The 16,517-nt window shown below is 61.2% G+C and carries 19 protein-coding genes; 8 read left to right on the forward strand and 11 right to left on the reverse strand.

The window, feature by feature from the left end:
- The first annotated feature begins 7 nt into the window (after positions 1–7).
- Positions 8–1,039 carry an ABC transporter substrate-binding protein gene (locus AB4P90_RS16960; protein ID WP_038450466.1) on the forward strand — a complete coding sequence of 344 codons (1,032 nt, stop codon included), beginning with the start codon at positions 8–10 and terminating at the stop codon, positions 1,037–1,039.
- Between the two features lie 3 nt (positions 1,040–1,042).
- Here the strand turns inward: AB4P90_RS16960 and AB4P90_RS16965 are convergent, their stop codons facing one another.
- Positions 1,043–1,690: a nicotinamidase gene (locus AB4P90_RS16965; RefSeq protein ID WP_073452215.1), complete on the reverse strand. Its 648-nt coding sequence runs from the start codon at positions 1,688–1,690 to the stop codon at positions 1,043–1,045.
- Between the two features lie 217 nt (positions 1,691–1,907).
- Positions 1,908–2,681 carry an L-iditol 2-dehydrogenase gene (locus AB4P90_RS16970; protein ID WP_395605172.1) on the reverse strand — a complete coding sequence of 258 codons (774 nt, stop codon included), beginning with the start codon at positions 2,679–2,681 and terminating at the stop codon, positions 1,908–1,910.
- Positions 2,682–2,935: 254 nt separating this feature from the next.
- On the opposite strand from AB4P90_RS16970, the gene AB4P90_RS16975 reads away from it, so the two are divergent.
- A complete protein-coding gene (locus tag AB4P90_RS16975) occupies positions 2,936–3,883 on the forward strand; it encodes a helix-turn-helix domain-containing protein (RefSeq protein ID WP_395605173.1) in 948 nt (315 codons plus the stop codon).
- On the opposite strand, the gene AB4P90_RS16980 is transcribed toward AB4P90_RS16975, so the two are convergent.
- Positions 3,865–4,677: an aminoglycoside phosphotransferase family protein gene (locus tag AB4P90_RS16980; protein WP_130175123.1), complete on the reverse strand. Its 813-nt coding sequence runs from the start codon at positions 4,675–4,677 to the stop codon at positions 3,865–3,867. The genes AB4P90_RS16975 and AB4P90_RS16980 overlap by 19 nt on opposite strands.
- Positions 4,678–4,890: 213 nt before the next feature.
- Here AB4P90_RS16980 and AB4P90_RS16985 point away from each other — a divergent pair, with 213 nt between their 5' ends.
- Both AB4P90_RS16985 and AB4P90_RS16990 read left to right on the forward strand, forming a co-directional pair.
- Positions 4,891–5,841 carry a nucleoside-specific channel-forming protein Tsx gene (locus tag AB4P90_RS16985; RefSeq protein ID WP_032872109.1) on the forward strand — a complete coding sequence of 317 codons (951 nt, stop codon included), beginning with the start codon at positions 4,891–4,893 and terminating at the stop codon, positions 5,839–5,841.
- A gap of 14 nt (positions 5,842–5,855) precedes the next feature.
- On the forward strand, positions 5,856–6,887 hold the full coding sequence (locus AB4P90_RS16990) for a purine nucleoside permease (protein WP_073452221.1): 1,032 nt from the start codon (positions 5,856–5,858) through the stop codon (positions 6,885–6,887).
- A 150-nt stretch (positions 6,888–7,037) separates the two neighbouring features.
- On the opposite strand, the gene AB4P90_RS16995 is transcribed toward AB4P90_RS16990, so the two are convergent.
- From AB4P90_RS16995 to AB4P90_RS17020, 6 genes are all read right to left on the reverse strand, one after another.
- The gene (locus AB4P90_RS16995) at positions 7,038–7,997 is read right to left on the reverse strand and encodes a zinc-binding alcohol dehydrogenase family protein (RefSeq protein WP_014718842.1); all 960 of its coding nucleotides are present in this window, start codon (positions 7,995–7,997) and stop codon (positions 7,038–7,040) included.
- 28 nt (positions 7,998–8,025) lie between these two features.
- Positions 8,026–8,199, reverse strand: a complete 174-nt coding sequence (locus tag AB4P90_RS17000) for a DUF1427 family protein (protein ID WP_014718843.1) — start codon at positions 8,197–8,199, stop codon at positions 8,026–8,028.
- Positions 8,200–8,268: 69 nt separating this feature from the next.
- A complete protein-coding gene (locus AB4P90_RS17005) occupies positions 8,269–9,045 on the reverse strand; it encodes a helix-turn-helix transcriptional regulator (RefSeq protein ID WP_019816817.1) in 777 nt (258 codons plus the stop codon).
- 114 nt (positions 9,046–9,159) lie between these two features.
- A complete protein-coding gene (locus tag AB4P90_RS17010) occupies positions 9,160–9,330 on the reverse strand; it encodes a putative metallothionein (RefSeq protein ID WP_019816816.1) in 171 nt (56 codons plus the stop codon).
- A gap of 88 nt (positions 9,331–9,418) precedes the next feature.
- Positions 9,419–9,874, reverse strand: coding sequence for a DMT family transporter (locus AB4P90_RS17015; protein ID WP_014718845.1), 456 nt, complete (start codon positions 9,872–9,874; stop codon positions 9,419–9,421).
- Between the two features lie 4 nt (positions 9,875–9,878).
- Positions 9,879–10,367, reverse strand: coding sequence for a DMT family transporter (locus tag AB4P90_RS17020; protein WP_014718846.1), 489 nt, complete (start codon positions 10,365–10,367; stop codon positions 9,879–9,881).
- Between the two features lie 119 nt (positions 10,368–10,486).
- Here AB4P90_RS17020 and AB4P90_RS17025 point away from each other — a divergent pair, with 119 nt between their 5' ends.
- From AB4P90_RS17025 to AB4P90_RS17035, 3 genes are all read left to right on the forward strand, one after another.
- Positions 10,487–11,419, forward strand: a complete 933-nt coding sequence (locus AB4P90_RS17025; protein WP_014718847.1) for a LysR family transcriptional regulator — start codon at positions 10,487–10,489, stop codon at positions 11,417–11,419.
- 257 nt (positions 11,420–11,676) lie between these two features.
- Entirely contained in the window at positions 11,677–11,916 is a 240-nt protein-coding gene (locus tag AB4P90_RS17030) for a type II toxin-antitoxin system Phd/YefM family antitoxin (RefSeq protein ID WP_122300701.1), read from the forward strand.
- Positions 11,913–12,290: a type II toxin-antitoxin system VapC family toxin gene (locus AB4P90_RS17035; RefSeq protein WP_003191983.1), complete on the forward strand. Its 378-nt coding sequence runs from the start codon at positions 11,913–11,915 to the stop codon at positions 12,288–12,290. Before AB4P90_RS17030 ends, AB4P90_RS17035 begins: the two co-directional genes overlap by 4 nt.
- A 27-nt stretch (positions 12,291–12,317) precedes the next feature.
- Here the strand turns inward: AB4P90_RS17035 and AB4P90_RS17040 are convergent, their stop codons facing one another.
- A complete protein-coding gene (locus AB4P90_RS17040) occupies positions 12,318–13,637 on the reverse strand; it encodes an Nramp family divalent metal transporter (protein ID WP_003191984.1) in 1,320 nt (439 codons plus the stop codon).
- 42 nt (positions 13,638–13,679) lie between these two features.
- Positions 13,680–15,233, reverse strand: a complete 1,554-nt coding sequence (locus AB4P90_RS17045) for a DUF726 domain-containing protein (RefSeq protein ID WP_014718848.1) — start codon at positions 15,231–15,233, stop codon at positions 13,680–13,682.
- Between the two features lie 285 nt (positions 15,234–15,518).
- On the opposite strand from AB4P90_RS17045, the gene AB4P90_RS17050 reads away from it, so the two are divergent.
- Positions 15,519–16,514: a GlxA family transcriptional regulator gene (locus AB4P90_RS17050; RefSeq protein WP_073452232.1), complete on the forward strand. Its 996-nt coding sequence runs from the start codon at positions 15,519–15,521 to the stop codon at positions 16,512–16,514.
- Positions 16,515–16,517: the final 3 nt, after the last annotated feature.

Raw genomic sequence — 16,517 nt, forward strand, 5'->3', positions numbered from 1 at the left:
AAACCCCATGCAATCACGTCTCGCGTTGTCCTGCTTGTCCCTCGCCTTGCTCACCAGCACGGCCCATGCCGCCCCCACGCTGTACCTGGGCATGAACGGCGGTACCATGGAACGGGTGTACGCCGACAAGGTGCTGCCCGCCTTCGAAAAGGCCAATAACGCCAAGGTCGTGATCGTACCCGGCACCTCATCGGACATTCTTGCCAAGGTCCAGGCCAACCAGGCCAACCCGCAGATGCATGTGATGTTCCTCGACGACGGCATCATGTACCGCGCCATCTCCATGGGCCTGTGCGACAAGCTCGCGCCGAGCCCGCCACTGGAACAGATCCCGGCCAAGGCCCGAATCAAGGACGAAGCCGTGGCCGTGACCCTGGGCGTCACCGGCCTTGGCTACAACGCCAAGATGTTCAAAGACAAAGGCTGGGCCGCGCCCACCTCATGGATGGACCTGGCCGACCCGCGCTTCAAGGACAAAGTGGTGTTCCAATCCCTGGCCTCCTCCACCTTCGGCCTGCATGGTTTCCTGATGTTCAACCGCATCCAGGGTGGCGATGAAAGCAATGTGGAACCGGGTTTCAAGGCCTGGTCTACGACCGTGGGCCCCAACGTGCTGGAATACATCGCCAGCTCAGCAAAGATCTCCGAGATGGTGCAGACCGACGAAGCCGCGATCTTCCCCCTGACCCCGACCCAGGTCGCCACGCAAAAACTGCTCGGCATACCGATGGAGTACGCGCAGCCCAAAGAAGGTGCGGTGGTGCTCAACGTGGCCGAATGCGTGATCGCCCGCAATGACCAGCCGGAACTGGCGCAGAAGCTCGCAGCGTTCTTGCTGACTGCCGAGGCCCAGGCGCCGGCGTTGGAAGAAGGTGACCAGATCCCGTCGAACCCGACCACCCCCACCACCGACAAAACCCGCGCGCGGGTGGAGGCCATGCAGAGTTATCTGCAAACCGCCATTTCGATTGATTGGGACCAGGTCAACCAGGCACGGCCGCAGTGGAATGCGCGGTGGAGTCGGTCGATTGAGCGTTGAGGCTCAGCCCTGCGCAATCAGGGCCAGTTCTTCGCGGGTGCGACTGATGTATGCACCGGCCTTGAGCAATTCGTCGACAGCCTGTACACCGCCCTCCTCGCTGATGCCTCGGCACGCCGGCAAATGCAGGATCACTTGCAAGCCGGCCTTGAGCAATTGCAACGCGGTAGTCTTGACGCAATAGTCCAGCGCCAGGCCGCCGACGATCACGCGGGCCACGCCGTGGGCCTTGAGGTACTCGATGACGCCGGTGGACAGTTTATCGTGCAGGTCGTGGTAACAGGCGCCGTAGGGGTGCAGGTCGGGCTCGACCCCTTTCCAGATGAAGTAGTCGTAGTCATAGGGGGTGGGCAACTCATCGAGCAGGGTGAACCCTTCGGTGCCGGGCACGCAGTGGCTGACCCAGGTCACATCGGCATGGGCCAGGCCGGTGGGTTGCAGCATCTCGCTGTGCTGCGCTACCACCCAGGGTGCGTGGGGGGTGTGGGCGTCCTTGCTGCCGATGCGGTGGCCGGCGAGACTGGCCATGTAATTGAGTTCGGCACCAATGCCGTCGCCACCGGCCACTGGCAACTCGCTGGGACACAAAGGCGTGAAGCTCTTCTGGGCGTCGACGTCGAATGAAGCGATGGCAGCTTTCGAAAGGCTCATGGTCGTTCTCGGGTGGTCTGCACGTACGACCGCCTCCGGGCGAGCGTAGAAATCTTGAAGTATGGAACAGTTTACTGCGGGGATCGATGCGTTGCTGACTTACCCTATTCTCAATAACGCTGAAGTTCAAAGGTGGGGCTTGCCTACGATGACGGGAGTGAATCCACCAACGCTATCGCAGGCAAGCCAGCTCCCACAGTTGGATCAGCGTCAACCGCTAGTTCATCCAATTGCCGCCATCGACGTTATAGGTCTGGGCCACCACATAATCGGCGTCCGTCGACGCCAGGAAGATCGCCATGCCGGTCAGGTCTTCAGCCGTGCCCATCCGCCCAAACGGCACCTCATCCCCTACGCGCTTTTTCTTCTCGCCAGGCGCCAGCCCTTCATGCCTGGCGAACAACGCATCCACTGCGTCCCAATGCTCGCCGTCCACCACACCGGGGGCGATGGCATTGACATTGATGCCCTGCTTGATGAGGTTCAACCCCGCCGATTGCGTCAGGCTGATCACCGCCGCCTTGCTCGCACAATAAACTGCCACCAACGGCTCGCCTCGCCGCCCGGCCTGGCTGGCCATGTTGATGATCTTGCCGCCATGCCCTTGGCTGATCATCTGTCGGGCTGCGGCCTGCAGGGTGAACAGGGTGCCGGCGACGTTGATCGAGAACAGCCGTTCAAAACTGTCGCGGGTGATGTCGATGATGGGGGCCAGGTCGAACAAGGCGGCGTTGTTGATCAGGATATCGAGCTTGCCAGCGTGGCTCACCACTGTGGCGATCGCCGCGTCGATGGAGGCCTGGTCGGTGACGTCCATCGACACCGCGTAAGCCTTGGGCCCCAGTTCGGCGGCGGTGGCCTGGGCCTGCTGCAGGTTGATGTCGGCGATGGCCACGGTGGCGCCTTCAGCGATGTAGGCCTGGGCGAACGCACGGCCAATGCCTCGCGCCGATCCAGTGATCAGCGCGCTTTTGCCTTCGAGTCGTTTCATGGGGGGTCCTGTAAAGGTTATTGCCGGTAGCCGGTGAACACCGCCGAGAACAGCTTGCCGACCTTTGTTGTTGAGCCTCGATTACAGCAGCTTGGCCTGCTGCCTCACAAACGGCTGGCGAATGCGCGGCTGATACTTTTTTAACCTGAGGCACAGGATCAAAAAAGTATCAGCCTCAGGCGAAACCAGGGCTAGCGCAGCGATTGCCAGTGCGGGTATTTTGGGAAAATTGCACCACCACAAGAGGCAGCACCATGCCCGTCAGCCCCGCCACCCTGTTCGAGCATCGCCCTGCGGAGCTTGAGGTGATCCTGACCGAACCGGAACATGGTTTTCGCTGGTTCGAACATGACTATCCCTATGAACTGGCACGCTGGAACCACCACCCTGAATTCGAAATCCACCTGATCCGTCAAGGCAGCGGCAAGCTGGTGGCGGGCGACTATATCGGTGCGTTCAGCGCAGGGCATGTCGCACTGATCGGCCCTGACCTGCCTCACGACTGGATCGGCGACCTGGCCCCCGGCGAATACCTGCACAGGCGTGATGTGGTGCTCCAATTCGACGGCGCCGCCCTGCTCGCTCTGCGCACCACCCTGCCGGAACTGGGCGAGTTACAGGCGTTGTTTGAACAGGCGCGACGCGGCCTCGAATTCACCGGAGCAACCGCCACACACGCCGCCAGGCTGATGGAGGCCATCGGCAATGCCCATGGTCTGCAACGCCTGACCCTATTTCTGCAACTGCTCGATACGCTGAAGAACGCCCCGCCCTCACAGGCCAAGACCCTGGCCAGCCCGTGCTACGCACCGACCCTGGATGCGCGCAGCGCCGAACGTATCAACAAGGCGCTTGACTACCTGATGCGGGAACTGACCGGCGATGTACGCCTGTCGGACATCGCCCGGCAGCTGGACATGAGCGAACCTGGCTTTTCGCGGTTTTTCAAACGCAACACCGGCCACGGCTTTATCGACCTGATGCGCAAGTTCCGCGTGCAGCGTGCCTGCCGCTTGCTGTTGCACAGCCAGATGTCAGTGGCGGACATCTGCTTTGAGGTGGGTTACGCCAACCTGTCGAATTTCAATCGCCACTTTCGTATCGAAATGCACCAGACGCCGAGTGAGTACCGGCGACAGGCCGCACTTCAATTATTCACCCCGGTTGCCCATCACCCGCCGCCCTACTCGTCCGCCCCTTGAGCCAGTGCCTGCTGTGCCAGACGGGCAACCTGCAACTCAATCATGGCACGCTCGCGCTCCTGGTCTTCCAGAAACCAGGCGGCAGACAACCCGGCATGAGCCACCACCCATTGCAACAAACGCGGACGTGAGAGGCCGGCCGCCAGGGCGATAACCCCAACCTGGCGGCTGAAACGCAGTGGATCGCTACTGGTCGGCAAGTCCGGATTGCAGATCAAATTGGCGTAATCGTAACCGCGCTCGCCCATCACCCGCTTTGGATCAATCGCCAGCCAGCCACGAGGGCCAAAGTCGAGGATATTGTCGTGATGGCAATCACCGTGCAGTACCACAACCTCCTGTTGCGCAGCCAGCAATGTCCGGGCCGTCGCCGCGCAGTCGCGTAAGACACCGCCCTCCTGTTCGGCGGCGTGCCACAAGGATCGGAACCACTCATCCAGCCCAACCAACCCTTCGGGCGGCGACACACGAGGCGCATGCAGCCGGGCCAGAGTTGCGCAGGCGATCTGGCTGGCTTCGTCGTCCTGACCATTGAGGGCCATGCGCATCAAGGAACCTGAGCCCGTTGCGCGTTCCATTAACACTGCAGTGTGGTCATGGGCGAACACCCGTGCCGCGCCGTCACCTGCCCACCAGCTCAGCAGGCGGCCGCCGAGTTTTTCCTCAGGGGTATGAGCAATTTTCAACATCGCCGGCACGCCTTTCCAGCGGACCGGCAACAGGTCGCTGCCGGGTGTGACGATAGGCTGTCCATCAGCACTCAGCTCCCAGGCACGCAGGTAGTGTTCGAACATCAAGGTTCCTCCACAGGGGTGACGCATCAGGATGACAGAAATCCCAGTGTTTTCCTGACCAAAGCGTCGGCTAATTGCTCTTTTTTCTAAACAGTTCAAGCCATTGACCCAAGTTGGTACAACCTGTGCAAACGTTTGCGGAACGAACTTGACCGCCAAGTTCACTCCTCCCCGTCGAATCGGGTTTAAACCGCGTAAGAATAAGGACTTTCAATGCACCCCACCTCAAAGCCTCGTGCTGGTCTTGGCGTTTCGTTGCTACTGGCCGCCGTTACGGGAGTACTCAGTGCACCCATTTTGGCGCAGGAAAAGCCCGTGGATGACTCAGCACAGGGCGAAACCCTCAGCCCTGAAGCCAACCCCCCGGCGAAAAAAGGCGTGTATCTGTCCGAGTGGTTCAACCAGGACCTCACGCTGATCGGCAGCAAAGACATCAGTTTCGGCCCCAAGCCTCAAGATGACGTCTACCTGGAATACGAGTACTTCGGGCGCAAGGGCCCCTTTGAGTTGTACGGCTATATCGATGTACCGAAGATCCTCACCATCGGTAACAGTAATGACAAAGGTGTGTGGGACCATGGCTCGCCGGTGTTCATGGAGCATGAACCGCGGATCTCCATCGACTACCTCGCAGGACGCAGCCTAGCAATTGGCCCATTCAAGGAATGGTATGTGGCCTTTGACTGGATCTACGACCACGGCAGCCGCAAGGAAAACCGCGCCAACACCCTGTACAGCGGCCTGGGTACCGATATCGACACCCATTCGAGGGTCAACCTGTCGGCCAATTTCTACGGGCGCTACCAGTGGGAAAACTACGGCGCCAGCAATGAGTATTCCTGGGACGGCTACCGAGCGCAGATGAAGTACATCGTGCCCATCGGCAAGTTCGACAACGGCGCCTCGCTGACCTACATCGGTTTCACCAACTACGATTTCGGCTCGGACCTGCACAAGGACAACCCGGCGCGCACCGCCAATTCCCTGGTGGCCACCAACGTGTTGCTGTACTCGTTTACCCATCTGCGCTTTACCCTGGTCGGCCGTTACTTTCACAACGGCGGCAACTGGGAGGACGGCAGCGAGTTGAATTTCGGCGAAGGCAACTTCCGCGCACGCTCAGACGGCTGGGGTTACTACGCCGGCGTGGGCTATCAATTCTGATCAAGGAGCTGTAGATGAACGCATTGACCCGTGTCTCGCTGGCCGTCGGCCTGGCCCTATTGCCCCACATAGTGCTGGCGGATAGCCCAGCACCGATCAAACCCAAGGTGATGCTGATCACCATGTTTGCCCCCGAGGCGCAAACCTGGATCGACCGCCTCGAACTTAAACAAGAAGTACGCGTTCCAGGCTTGTCCGCCGAATATCCAGTGATTCGCTGCAACAACCAGGACGTGTGCCTGCTGGTGACCGGCATGGGCCAGACCAACGCTGCCGCATCTACCCTGGCCCTGGCCTTGTCGCCCAAGTTCGACCTGCGCCAGAGCTACTTCCTGATCGCCGGGATCGCCGGCATCAACCCCAAGCACGGCACCATCGGTACCGCCGCCTGGGCCCATTACCTGGTGGAGTTCGGCACGCAGTGGGAGCTGGATTCACGGGATGCGCCCAAGGACTGGCCGACGGGCTATATAGGGATCAACACCAAGGGGCCCAACGAAAAACCTCCGCTGGACTACAAGACCGAAGTGTTTGAGCTCAACCAAAAGCTGCAAGCCAAGGCGTTTGCCTTGTCGCACAAGGTGGAGCTGACAGAAAGCACAGAGTCCGCCGCCTGGCGCAAACACTACCCCGCCGCCCCGGCCAACCAGCCGCCGCAAGTCACCCGCTGCGACACCCTGGCGGGCAACACTTGGTTTTCCGGCACGCGGTTGAGCGAACGTGCCGAAGTCTGGACCCAGTTGCTCACCGACAACAAAGGCGAATACTGCACCACCCAACAGGAGGACAACTCCACCTACGAAGCGCTGCTGCGCGCCAGCCGCGAAGGCTTGGTGGATATCCAGCGTCTGGCCGTGGTGCGCGCAGGCTCTGACTTTGACCGGCCTTACCCTGGCTACAGCGAAGTGGACAACCTGCTCAAGTATGCCGATCAGGGTGGGTTTGTACCGGCGCTGGAAAACCTGTACCGCACGGGCAACCCGTTGGTCCAAGCGATTGTGAAGAACTGGTCGGCGTGGGAAAAAGGCGTTCCCGAAACCGAATAAAGATCAACATTGTGGGAGCGGGCTTGCTGTGGCGAGCAAGCTTGCTTGCGCTGGGGTGCGTAGCGCCCCCAAAAAAGCCGGCTCCAGCTGCGCTGTCGAGCGGGAGCAAGCTCCCTCGCCACAGCAAGCCCGCTCCCACATTTCTATCCATCACGGCAGGAAGATGATTTTGTCTGGGCTGCCGTTGTTCACTTCTGCATAGCACTGAACACCCTCCACCAACGCCACTTCACGCAACCCCGTAGGCAGCGGCAACAGGCCTTCATCAAAGAAGCGCCCAAACGCCTCCAGCATCACCGCGCATTGTTCGCAGCTATAGAGCAAAGAGTTGATCCCCACCACCGACCCGCCCTTACGGTACAGCGCCAGGGCCGGTAACTGCACGTGGCCGTCAACCGGGGCGGCGATGATGGCGATGCGGCCGAACGGTGCCAGCCCCGCCACCGCGGCAGGCAGCCAGAAACCGGTAGTGTCAAAGATCACGTCGGCGCCGCCATTGAACACGGCCTGCACTTGCGCGCCCAGTTCCTCCGGCTTGCCCAAGGCAATCGCCTCCAGCCCTTGGGCCTGTAACAACTCGAGCTGATCGGCCTTGCGCACGGCCGCTAATACCTGCGCACCGCGTATCTTCGCCAGCGCCAACGCCGCACTGCCGACCGCGCCGTTGGCGCCGATCACCAGCAAGCGCGTGCCCTTGCCAACGCCGCTGCGCTCCAGGGCGTCCCAGGCGGTGGTAAAGGGCACACCGAGGCTGGCCGCCTGGGCAAAGCTCAAGTGCGTGGGTTTGTGCGCTACGCCCTTGGCTGACACGCGCAGGTATTGGGCATGGGAACCGTCAGCGAAAAACCCCAGGTCACGACCGGTGCCCCAAACCTCCTGGCCGAGCAATGCCTGCGGGCCTTCCACCACCACGCCTGCGAAGTCACGCCCAGGGATGCGTGGCAGCGTGGTGTAGGGGAAACGGCCAAGCACGTTTTTGACGTCGCTGGGGTTCAGGCCCGCCGCGTTGACCTTGACCAACACTTCGTCGGCAGACGGTACCGGCATGGGCACCTCCACCAGGCGCAGGTGGGCGAGGTCGCCGGTGTCGGTAAATTGCAGTGCGTTCATAGAGGGCATCCGTGGAAGGGAAAAGGGATCAGGACAACCAACCACTGACCAACTGCCGCGCCATGGGCCAGAGCTTTTCGCCGAGCAGCATGCCCATCAGGCCGACCAGTGCGATAGCGGGCGGTGCAGGCGAGCGGAAGTCCAGCGCGCCGTAGATCACGCCGACAAACAGGCCGATGGCCAAGGAAATCAAATAGCTCATGAAGGCTGCGCCCGGTGGATTGATGGGCTCAGTCTAGGGCGCACCTACCGTGGGTATCGGCCAAGTGCTTCAGGATTTCGGCCAACTCCGGTACTGCGACGGCGACACGCCCAATTCGCGTCGGAACATGTCGCTGAAGCTGCTGGGCGAGTAACCCAGGGTGCGCGCTATGCCGCTCACCGACTGGCCTTGGATCAACTCCGCAGCCGCCGTGGCCAACTGCACCTGACGGCGCCACTGGGCAAACCCCATGCCCAGGTGCTGCTGGAACAGCCGCGCCAGGGTGCGCACGCTGGCGCCCGCGGCCTCGGCGTGCTGTTCGAACGGGATGTCCAGGGAAGGCGCAGCCATGACCGCCTGGCACGCATTGATCAGCCGACGATCCGCCGCCACCGGCATGGCGATGCGAATAGGCGAGCGCCGTGCGCGTTGCAACTCCAACAGAGCCAGGCCCACCACAGCGTCATAGTAAACCGCATCACCGTGATCACCCTGCTCGACCAAGGTCACGATCAACTCCCGCAACAAGCGGCCCACTTCGATGACCTGCACCTGGCTGTCCAGCGTCGCCGCCAACGCCGGGCGCAGGTAGATATTGCGCATCTGCAAATCGGAGACCACACGGATCCCGTGCTCCACCCCCGGCGGCAACCACACTGCACGCTGGGGCGGCACTACCAGGGCTTCGCGGGGCGTCTCGACCCACATCACACCGCTCATGGCGTAGAGCAACTGGCCCCAATCGTGGCTGTGCGGTTCTACGTACAACCCACGCGGGTAGGTACGCGCCAACGGCTGCACGGGAACGGCGTGATCACTAAGGTCGGGGGGCGCGGCCAGGGCCATGGCGGTACACATCAAACAAGGACGGGCGACCATGGTAAAGACTGGTCGCCGGCAAGCGAACTGTTTTTACTCATCCTGCAGGCACCGGGTGCCCGGGCCTGCAGGTCAATCCTGTCAACCGTGGGCCGACTTGGCGCATTCGCATCCCGTCGCCGCCGCGCAGGGTTCACCGTGAGCATGGTGCTCGGCACAGCCCTGGCAGCAATAGCCCTTGCCGTCTTTCATTATTGCGTCAGCGCCCAGTACACATTTGCAGTGAGGGCAAGCACAGGTTTGATCTGGCATGGTCAGACTCCTTGTTCATGGTCGTCCGATGCGGCGAGCGCCGCACCTTAAGCAGTGACCCTGGGCAAGCAAGCATGGTTCAGCGCCGTCAGTCGGCTCGGCGGCTATTACTGCGGTACATGAACACCAACGCCAGGGCGAGCAACAGCATCGCGAGGATACGACTGCCCGACAGCTCGATCGCCGGGTTGCCCAGCCAGCCAAAGTTGTCGATCAGCATGCCCATGCCCAGTTGCCCGACAATCACGGCCACCGTGGCGACGGCCGTACCGACCACCGGCACCGCGCCGACCATCACCATCATGTACACCACGCCAAACAGGGCACCGGTCAATTGCCACTTTGGCACCTCCAGCAGGCTGACGGCCTGGGCCGGCTCGAAGAAAAATATCAACAACGCCGTGGTCAGCGCGCCCACCGCGAAAGTCAACAGACTGCTGCGCAACACTCCCACAGTCTGGCCCAGACGCCCATTGATAGCGGCCTGCACACTCAGCACCGCCCCCGCCGCAATCACCATCACCAACAACATAAACAGATTCATCGCCTTAGCCTCGTGCAATCAGAACCAGTGCCGCCACAATCAACGCCAACGCGATCCAGCGCTCGCCATTGACCCGTTTGCGCGCGGTGCCGAACCAGCCGAAGTGGTCGATCAACACACTCTTGCCCACCTGGCCCGAGAGAATCGCGATCATGGTCATCGCGATGCCGATGTGCGGTGTAGCCAGGGTCAACACCACTACATACATCGGCCCCAGAAACCCGCCGATCAACTGCCAGCGCGGCAGCTGCGTGAATGCCGGGCCCTTTTGCGGGCCGCTGAACAGCAGCAGTAAAAACAGAATCGCCGTGCCAACGCCAAAGATGCTCAACGTCGCCCACAAATGCCCGACCTGCGCGCCCAATGGCCCGAGCAATCCGGCCTCCACCGACAGGCCCATGCCCGCCAGAATTACCAACGGCAACAGCAGCAGCCGTAGAAGGTTATTGCTCGGCCTGGCCTGCGCCAAGCCTTCGGTGGAACGTGCCTGCATACATCACCTGTGTATCAAGAATGGAAAAACATGGCGCGCATTATCCGGTGGCCGTGCTGTGCGATAAATGGGAGTATGCGGACAACACCTTTGCGTAGAACGCACAGCCTGGAGAGATGATGCAGGGCTTGAATGAACTGAGTTTCAAGGCGCTACGCCTGTTTGTGGCCGTGCTGGACCAAGGCAGCTTTTCCGAAGTGGCCCGCCGCGAAAGCCTGGCGCCCTCCTCCATTTCGCGGCAGATTCAACTGATGGAACAAGCCGTCGGCCAGCAATTGCTCTACCGCCATACGCGTGCCGTCAGCCCCACCGAAGCCGGCCGCCTGCTGGGCCGCCACGCACGCTTGCTACTGGAGCAGTTGGAGACGGCGAACCAGGCCCTGCAGGAGCAAGACAGCGAGCCCAGCGGCCTGGTGCGCATCAACGCGCCCATGGTGTTCGGCCAGCGCCACCTTGCACCCTGGCTGGGAGCGCTGTGCCGGCGCTACCCGAAGTTGCAGCTGGATATCCAGCAAACCGACACCTTCGTCGACCCGCTGCAAGATGGCACCGACCTGCTGTTTCGTATCGGCGTGCTCAATGACTCGGGCATGCAGGCGCGCATCTTCGCGCCGCAACGCTTTCGCATCGCGGCCAGCCCTGCTTACCTGGCCCAACATGGCACGCCGCGCCACCCTGACGAACTGGCCCACCACCATTGCCTGGCCTACAAAGGCATCACCGGTCAGCAGCGCTGGTTCTTCCGCCGCGGCCAAGGCGACTGGACTGCGTACAGCGTCAGCGGCCCCATCACCGGCAACCACGCCGACACCCTCACCCACGCCGCCGAACAAGGCCTGGGCCTGGTGGTGTTTCCGTCCTGGCTGATTGGCGAAAGCCTGCGCGCCGGTACCTTGCAGGCGGTGCTGAGTGAGTACGAGGTCGCGACAACCCTGGAGCCCCAACAGATCGCTGCGTTGTGGCCGGGCAGCCGCAGGCTGTCGCTGAAGGTGCGCACGGTGATCGACTATTTCGTGGAGTGTTTTGGGACGGTGCCGTATTGGGATCGGTGACGGATTTTGACGCTGCTGAACGGCGCCAGTGAAGGAATATTTCTAGTAGAAAACGTAGGCCCGTTCTGATTTTGAGGGCCAGTATTTCTGGGGACGGTGCGCTGGGGCAGACTTTAGCCAAATTTACTTGGAGAGACTTCATGGTCACTACGTACCACACACCATCCCGCGCTGAACGAGCGGCCGCCAGTGGTCGTGCCATCTTTGATAGCGGTCGTAGTTTTGGCTATATTTGGCCAAAACACGGAGAAGCCCCCATGATTACCGTTGCCCTCGGTGAGGCAAAAAACAACCTGTCCAAACTGGTCGATGAAGCCGCCGCTGGCAAAATCATCACTATCGCCAAACATGGTCGCGCAATGGCGCAGCTCGTCCCGCTTGGTAAGTCCAAGGGCCGGCGAATTGGCGCAATGAAGGGCGAGTTGACAATTCCTGAAGACTTCGACGCCCCACTCCCCAGCGATCTTTTGGATGCCTTTGAGGCCAGTCATTCATGAGGCTATTGTTGGATACCCATATCCTGCTATGGGCACTCAACGATGACTCCAAACTGTCCGGTAAAGCCCGCAAGCTGATAGAAAACGCCGCCGAAATTTACGTCAGTGCGGCGACATTTTGGGAGATGGCAATCAAGGTTAGCTTGGGAAAGCTCGCTGTGGACTTAGATAAAATTCGCGAATACTGCCTGGAAAGTGGCTTCGTCGAATTACCCATCAGCCTGGAGCATGCCATTGCCGTCAGGGATCTTGAACATCATCACAAGGATCCCTTCGATCGGCTGATCATTGCAACAGCCATGACTGAGCCGATGAAGCTATTGACTGCTGACCCAGAAGTTGCCCAATACACATCCTTGGCCATCTTGGTGTAGGCACTGCCTCGGCAATGCACCTCAGTGTCAGAACAACCACTGCCCAATCAACCACGCATTCGCCCCACTGATCACCGCGAACAGAAACCACGCCAGCAGCCGCGTGGGCAACCGGTTGACGAACGGCCCCATCAATTGCTTGTCGCCGGTCATGCGGATCAACGGGTACAACGCAAAGGGCAATTGCAGGCTCAGTACCACCTGGCTGAGAATCAGCAGCTTGCCGATAGCATCGTCACCCATCAGCCATACCCCGAGAAACGCCGGGATCAGCGCCAGCCCACGGGTAATCAGGCGGCGCTGCCAGCAGGGTATGCGCAGGTTGAGGTAACCCTCCATAATCACTTGCCCGGCGATGGTGCCGGTAAAGGTCGAACTCTGGCCCGAAGCCAGCAAGGCGATACCGAACAGGATGCTGGCGAAAGCACCGCCGACCAAGGGGTCGAGCAGGTGATAGGCGTCCTGGATTTCCACCACATCGGTATGGCCGGTCTTGTAGAAGGCCGCTGCGGCTAGCACCAGGATCGCGGCGTTGACCAACAGCGCCAAGGCCAGGGAGCCGATGGTATCGATACGCGCCAGCTTGACTGCATCCTGCTTGCTCGCCAGGTCCTTGCCGATCAGGCGGGTCTGCACGATAGAGGTGTGCAGGTAGAGGTTATGGGGCATGACCGTGGCACCGAGGATGCCGATGGCCAGGTACAACGGCGCCGCATCGCTGATGGCCGACAGTGACGGAGTGAACCCGCTGAGCACGTCGGGCCAGTAGGGTTTGATCAGCACCAGTTCGATGAAAAAGCACACGCCGATGGTGGCGACCAGCGCTAGCATGATCGCTTCCAGGCGCCGAAAACCGCGATTTTGCAGGGCCAGGATCAACAGCGTGTCGAATGCAGTGATGACAATGCCGGTGGTCAGCGACACCCCCAGCAACAGGTGAAACGCCAGGGCGCAGCCGAGCACTTCGGCAAGGTCTGTGGCGATGATGGAGATTTCCGCCAACACCCACTGGGTACGAGCAGAGCGCTGGCTGTAGCGCTCACGGCACAGTTGCGCCAGGTCCTTGCCAGTGGCGATGCCCAGCCGCGAACACAGGCATTGCACCGCCATCCCCGCCAGGCTGGCCAGCAGCACCACAAACAACAGGCTATAGCCGTAGCGTGAACCGGCCTCAATGGCCGTTGCCCAGTTGCCGGGGTCCATGTAGCCGATGGAGATCAACAGGCCGGGGCCAGCGAACATCAGCACCCGTTTAAAAAACGAGGCCTTGGGATCAACAGCGACAGAGCCGGCCACTTCCGGCGGGCAGAACGGGGCGGTGGCGATTTTCGGCAGGCTGAATTTCACGCGGTATTCCAGGCAAATACACAAGACTTGGGCAGCAGCTTATCAGTCGGACGCGACCGTGCGCATCACCGTGTCTCGCGGCAGGTCAAACGCTTCCACCACTTGCACCACCAGCTCCAGTTCCTGGTTGAGCGCCTCGCGCTCCATGCGTTGGCGGATCACGCCGACCACCAGTACCGCCAAGGTGGTGATCGAATACGCCGGGCCGGAAAACGCCCGCACCCCGCTGACCAGCAACATCGCCGCAGCCAGCGCCTGGCCCACTACCGGAATCGCCGTAGCCGCACCGCGCCGCAGGATAAACCCGGTCAGCCCGGCCAACGCCGTGCCGCTCAAGGCTGCGGTAGCCGAACGGCCCACATCCAAGCGGTTGAACAACCCCTGCTCTTTTTGTGCCGCCGCCTTGAGCTCGGCCTCGAACGCCTGGCGATCAGCGCGGCTGAGTTTGTCCTTGTACTGCTCGATCAGTGTTTCTGCGACCTGCCCTTCGATCTCGGCAAGCGCCACGTGCTCAAGTGGTTGATCGAATTTGATACCCAGGCGTTGCGCCACATCTTCGGCAATCTGGCGATAGCCCACGCCATGGCCTCGGGCCAGATTCATAAAGCTATCACCGCCCATGCGCTGCAACTCAATGGCCAGTTTCAACGGCTCACGCACACTGGCATCAATCGCGGCACTGCGCTTTTGCGCCATCAGTTCGGCAAGAAACTTCAGCTCCTCCGGCCGCGCTTGCACCAACGCCGGGTACAGGTCCACGTCCGCTTCGGCAAACCGCACTTCACTGCTGCGCGAGTCCACACGGATCATGCCGCGCCGTTCCTGCAGCAAATCGGTGTACTGCACCACCGTCTTCAACTGCGGCCAATAGGCGGCATGATCGAAGCTGGCCAGGTGCACATTGGTGACCTTGGCCTTGAGCGCGGGCGTCACGTCAATCGCATAGCGGCCGATGCAACGCTCGGTATCGGGCTTCATGGCCAGCGCCCAGTCCTTGCTGGAATGGCAGTTGATCAACCGCCCCTTCAGCGGCGCCGACACCTCGTCCCAGGGGCTCGAGGTACAGATCGCCCCACCCATCAACAACAGGTTATTCAACGGCAGTTCGCGAGCGATCTCGGGGCTGGCCAGCAGGCTCTTGACCAGAATGCGTGCGCCCAGGGAATGGCCGATCAGGTTGATGCGCCGCACCGGCAGCGCCTGGTTGTGCAGGTAGCCGGCCAGTTCGGGCAACAAGGTCTTGGCCACTTCATCCACCCGTGCCTCGACACTTTTGTAATGGTCGAGAAAATAGGCAATAGCCTTGCCCACGCCCACCGTCGCCGCGCCAAGGCCGCCACCGCCGAGCAGCGAGGCGAGCACGTCCTTGAACGGTGCAAACAGGTTTTCCAGAAAATGCCCCGCCGGCCAGAACAGCATCAAGTTGGTCGAACCTTCGATACCCGCCAACTGCTGCTTGAAGTTGCCCAGTTGCTGGCGGTTGAAGAACGCCGAGTAACCGTGAACATAGAGATTGAGCACATCCCCCTGGGGCTCGCCACACAGGACGAACGTGGGCTTGCGGGTGCGGTGCATTTCATCCCACTGTTGTTGCATAGGGCGGCGACTCCGGTTGACGGGATGGCGATAGTAACAAACAGAGGCGATCAGAACGGTGAATCCTGACCGACGTTTGCAGAAGGGCCTGGCCAAAACAGTATTCAACCAAGACCAAACGCTGCGCGACTGCTTAAACTGTCTGGGGGGCATGGTAAAACAGCGCCCTGCCCCTTTACCGGAGACCACTGTCATGACGTCCAAAGTTGAACAACTCAAGCCATTTACCAGGGGCATGGGTGCACACTTGCGCACCTTGAGCCAGATCGAGCAACTGGCCAGCGTATGACCCTACTCTCCCCATTGGCCCAACCGCGCACCTTGGTGTTCCTGACGTATCCGCAGATGGGTTTGCTCGACCTGACCGGCGCGCAAACGGTGTTCTGGGCCGCCACCAAGGCCATGGCCGAACGCGGTTTGCAAGGTTATGTGCTGCACAATGCCAGCCTGGCGGGCGGGCTGATGCCAACCGCCGAAGGCTTGAGCGTCGACACTGTGGCTTTAGCGCAGTTGGACCCAGCCACCATCGACACCCTGGTGGTACCCGGCGCGCCCGCCATTGAGCAAGCCATGCTGGACAATACTGCGCTGGTGGACTGGCTGCGCAACGCCTCCGGTCAGGCGCGACGTACCGCGTCGGTGTGCAGCGGCACGTTTTTGCTGGCGTTGGCGGGCTTGCTGGAGGGTCGCCGCGCGGCGACGCATTGGGCCATGTGCGAGCTGCTCAAGCAACGCTTCCCGAGCATCGAGGTGGACGTGGACGCGATCTTCGTGCAGCAGGGCCAGGTGTGGACCTCGGCGGGCGTCAGTGCCGGGATCGACCTGGCGCTCGCGCTGGTGGAGGCCGACTGCGGGCGCGAAGTGGCGCTGCAAGTGGCACGCGAACTGGTGGTGTTCCTCAAGCGCCCCGGTGGCCAGGCGCAGTTCAGCCAGGTGCTGCAAGCGCAAACCGCCGACAGCGCCGGCTTTGATGCGCTGCATGCCTGGATCAGCGACAACCTGCGCGACAGTGACCTCAGCGTCGAACGCTTGGCCGCGCAGAGCCATATGAGCCCACGCAATTTTGCCCGGGTCTATAAGCAAAAAACCGGTCGCACCCCGGCCAAGGCCATTGAGCTGTTTCGCATGGAAGCGGCGCGCCGCATGCTTGAAGACTCCCAGCGTAGCATCGAGCAGATCGCCGGGCTGTGCGGGTTTGGCGACGAAGAACACATGCGCTGCACCTTCCACCGCCACCTGGCCATCTCACCGCGCGACTACCGCGAGCGCTTTTCCCGCTAGGCC

Source organism: Pseudomonas sp. B16120 (genome assembly GCF_044218845.1).
GTDB lineage: Bacteria > Pseudomonadota > Gammaproteobacteria > Pseudomonadales > Pseudomonadaceae > Aquipseudomonas > Aquipseudomonas paracarnis.

Excerpts from the sequence above, each read along its gene's own strand:
- AB4P90_RS16995 (WP_014718842.1), bottom strand. The coding sequence starts at position 7,997 with ATGAACGCACTGCAATTTACCGACACCGGCGACCTCGCCCACCTGCGC.
- AB4P90_RS17010 (WP_019816816.1), bottom strand. The coding sequence starts at position 9,330 with ATGCCAGATCAAACCTGTGCTTGCCCTCACTGCAAATGTGTACTGGGC.
- AB4P90_RS17030 (WP_122300701.1), top strand. The coding sequence starts at position 11,677 with ATGATTACCGTTGCCCTCGGTGAGGCAAAAAACAACCTGTCCAAACTG.
- AB4P90_RS17035 (WP_003191983.1), top strand. The coding sequence starts at position 11,913 with ATGAGGCTATTGTTGGATACCCATATCCTGCTATGGGCACTCAACGAT.
- AB4P90_RS16970 (WP_395605172.1), bottom strand. The coding sequence starts at position 2,681 with ATGAAACGACTCGAAGGCAAAAGCGCGCTGATCACTGGATCGGCGCGA.
- AB4P90_RS16960 (WP_038450466.1), top strand. The coding sequence starts at position 8 with ATGCAATCACGTCTCGCGTTGTCCTGCTTGTCCCTCGCCTTGCTCACC.
- AB4P90_RS17050 (WP_073452232.1), top strand. The coding sequence starts at position 15,519 with ATGACCCTACTCTCCCCATTGGCCCAACCGCGCACCTTGGTGTTCCTG.
- AB4P90_RS17045 (WP_014718848.1), bottom strand. The coding sequence starts at position 15,233 with ATGCAACAACAGTGGGATGAAATGCACCGCACCCGCAAGCCCACGTTC.
- AB4P90_RS17005 (WP_019816817.1), bottom strand. The coding sequence starts at position 9,045 with ATGGCCCTGGCCGCGCCCCCCGACCTTAGTGATCACGCCGTTCCCGTG.
- AB4P90_RS16975 (WP_395605173.1), top strand. The coding sequence starts at position 2,936 with ATGCCCGTCAGCCCCGCCACCCTGTTCGAGCATCGCCCTGCGGAGCTT.
- AB4P90_RS16990 (WP_073452221.1), top strand. The coding sequence starts at position 5,856 with ATGAACGCATTGACCCGTGTCTCGCTGGCCGTCGGCCTGGCCCTATTG.
- AB4P90_RS16985 (WP_032872109.1), top strand. The coding sequence starts at position 4,891 with ATGCACCCCACCTCAAAGCCTCGTGCTGGTCTTGGCGTTTCGTTGCTA.
- AB4P90_RS17020 (WP_014718846.1), bottom strand. The coding sequence starts at position 10,367 with ATGCAGGCACGTTCCACCGAAGGCTTGGCGCAGGCCAGGCCGAGCAAT.
- AB4P90_RS17025 (WP_014718847.1), top strand. The coding sequence starts at position 10,487 with ATGCAGGGCTTGAATGAACTGAGTTTCAAGGCGCTACGCCTGTTTGTG.
- AB4P90_RS16965 (WP_073452215.1), bottom strand. The coding sequence starts at position 1,690 with ATGAGCCTTTCGAAAGCTGCCATCGCTTCATTCGACGTCGACGCCCAG.
- AB4P90_RS17000 (WP_014718843.1), bottom strand. The coding sequence starts at position 8,199 with ATGAGCTATTTGATTTCCTTGGCCATCGGCCTGTTTGTCGGCGTGATC.
- AB4P90_RS16980 (WP_130175123.1), bottom strand. The coding sequence starts at position 4,677 with ATGTTCGAACACTACCTGCGTGCCTGGGAGCTGAGTGCTGATGGACAG.
- AB4P90_RS17015 (WP_014718845.1), bottom strand. The coding sequence starts at position 9,874 with ATGAATCTGTTTATGTTGTTGGTGATGGTGATTGCGGCGGGGGCGGTG.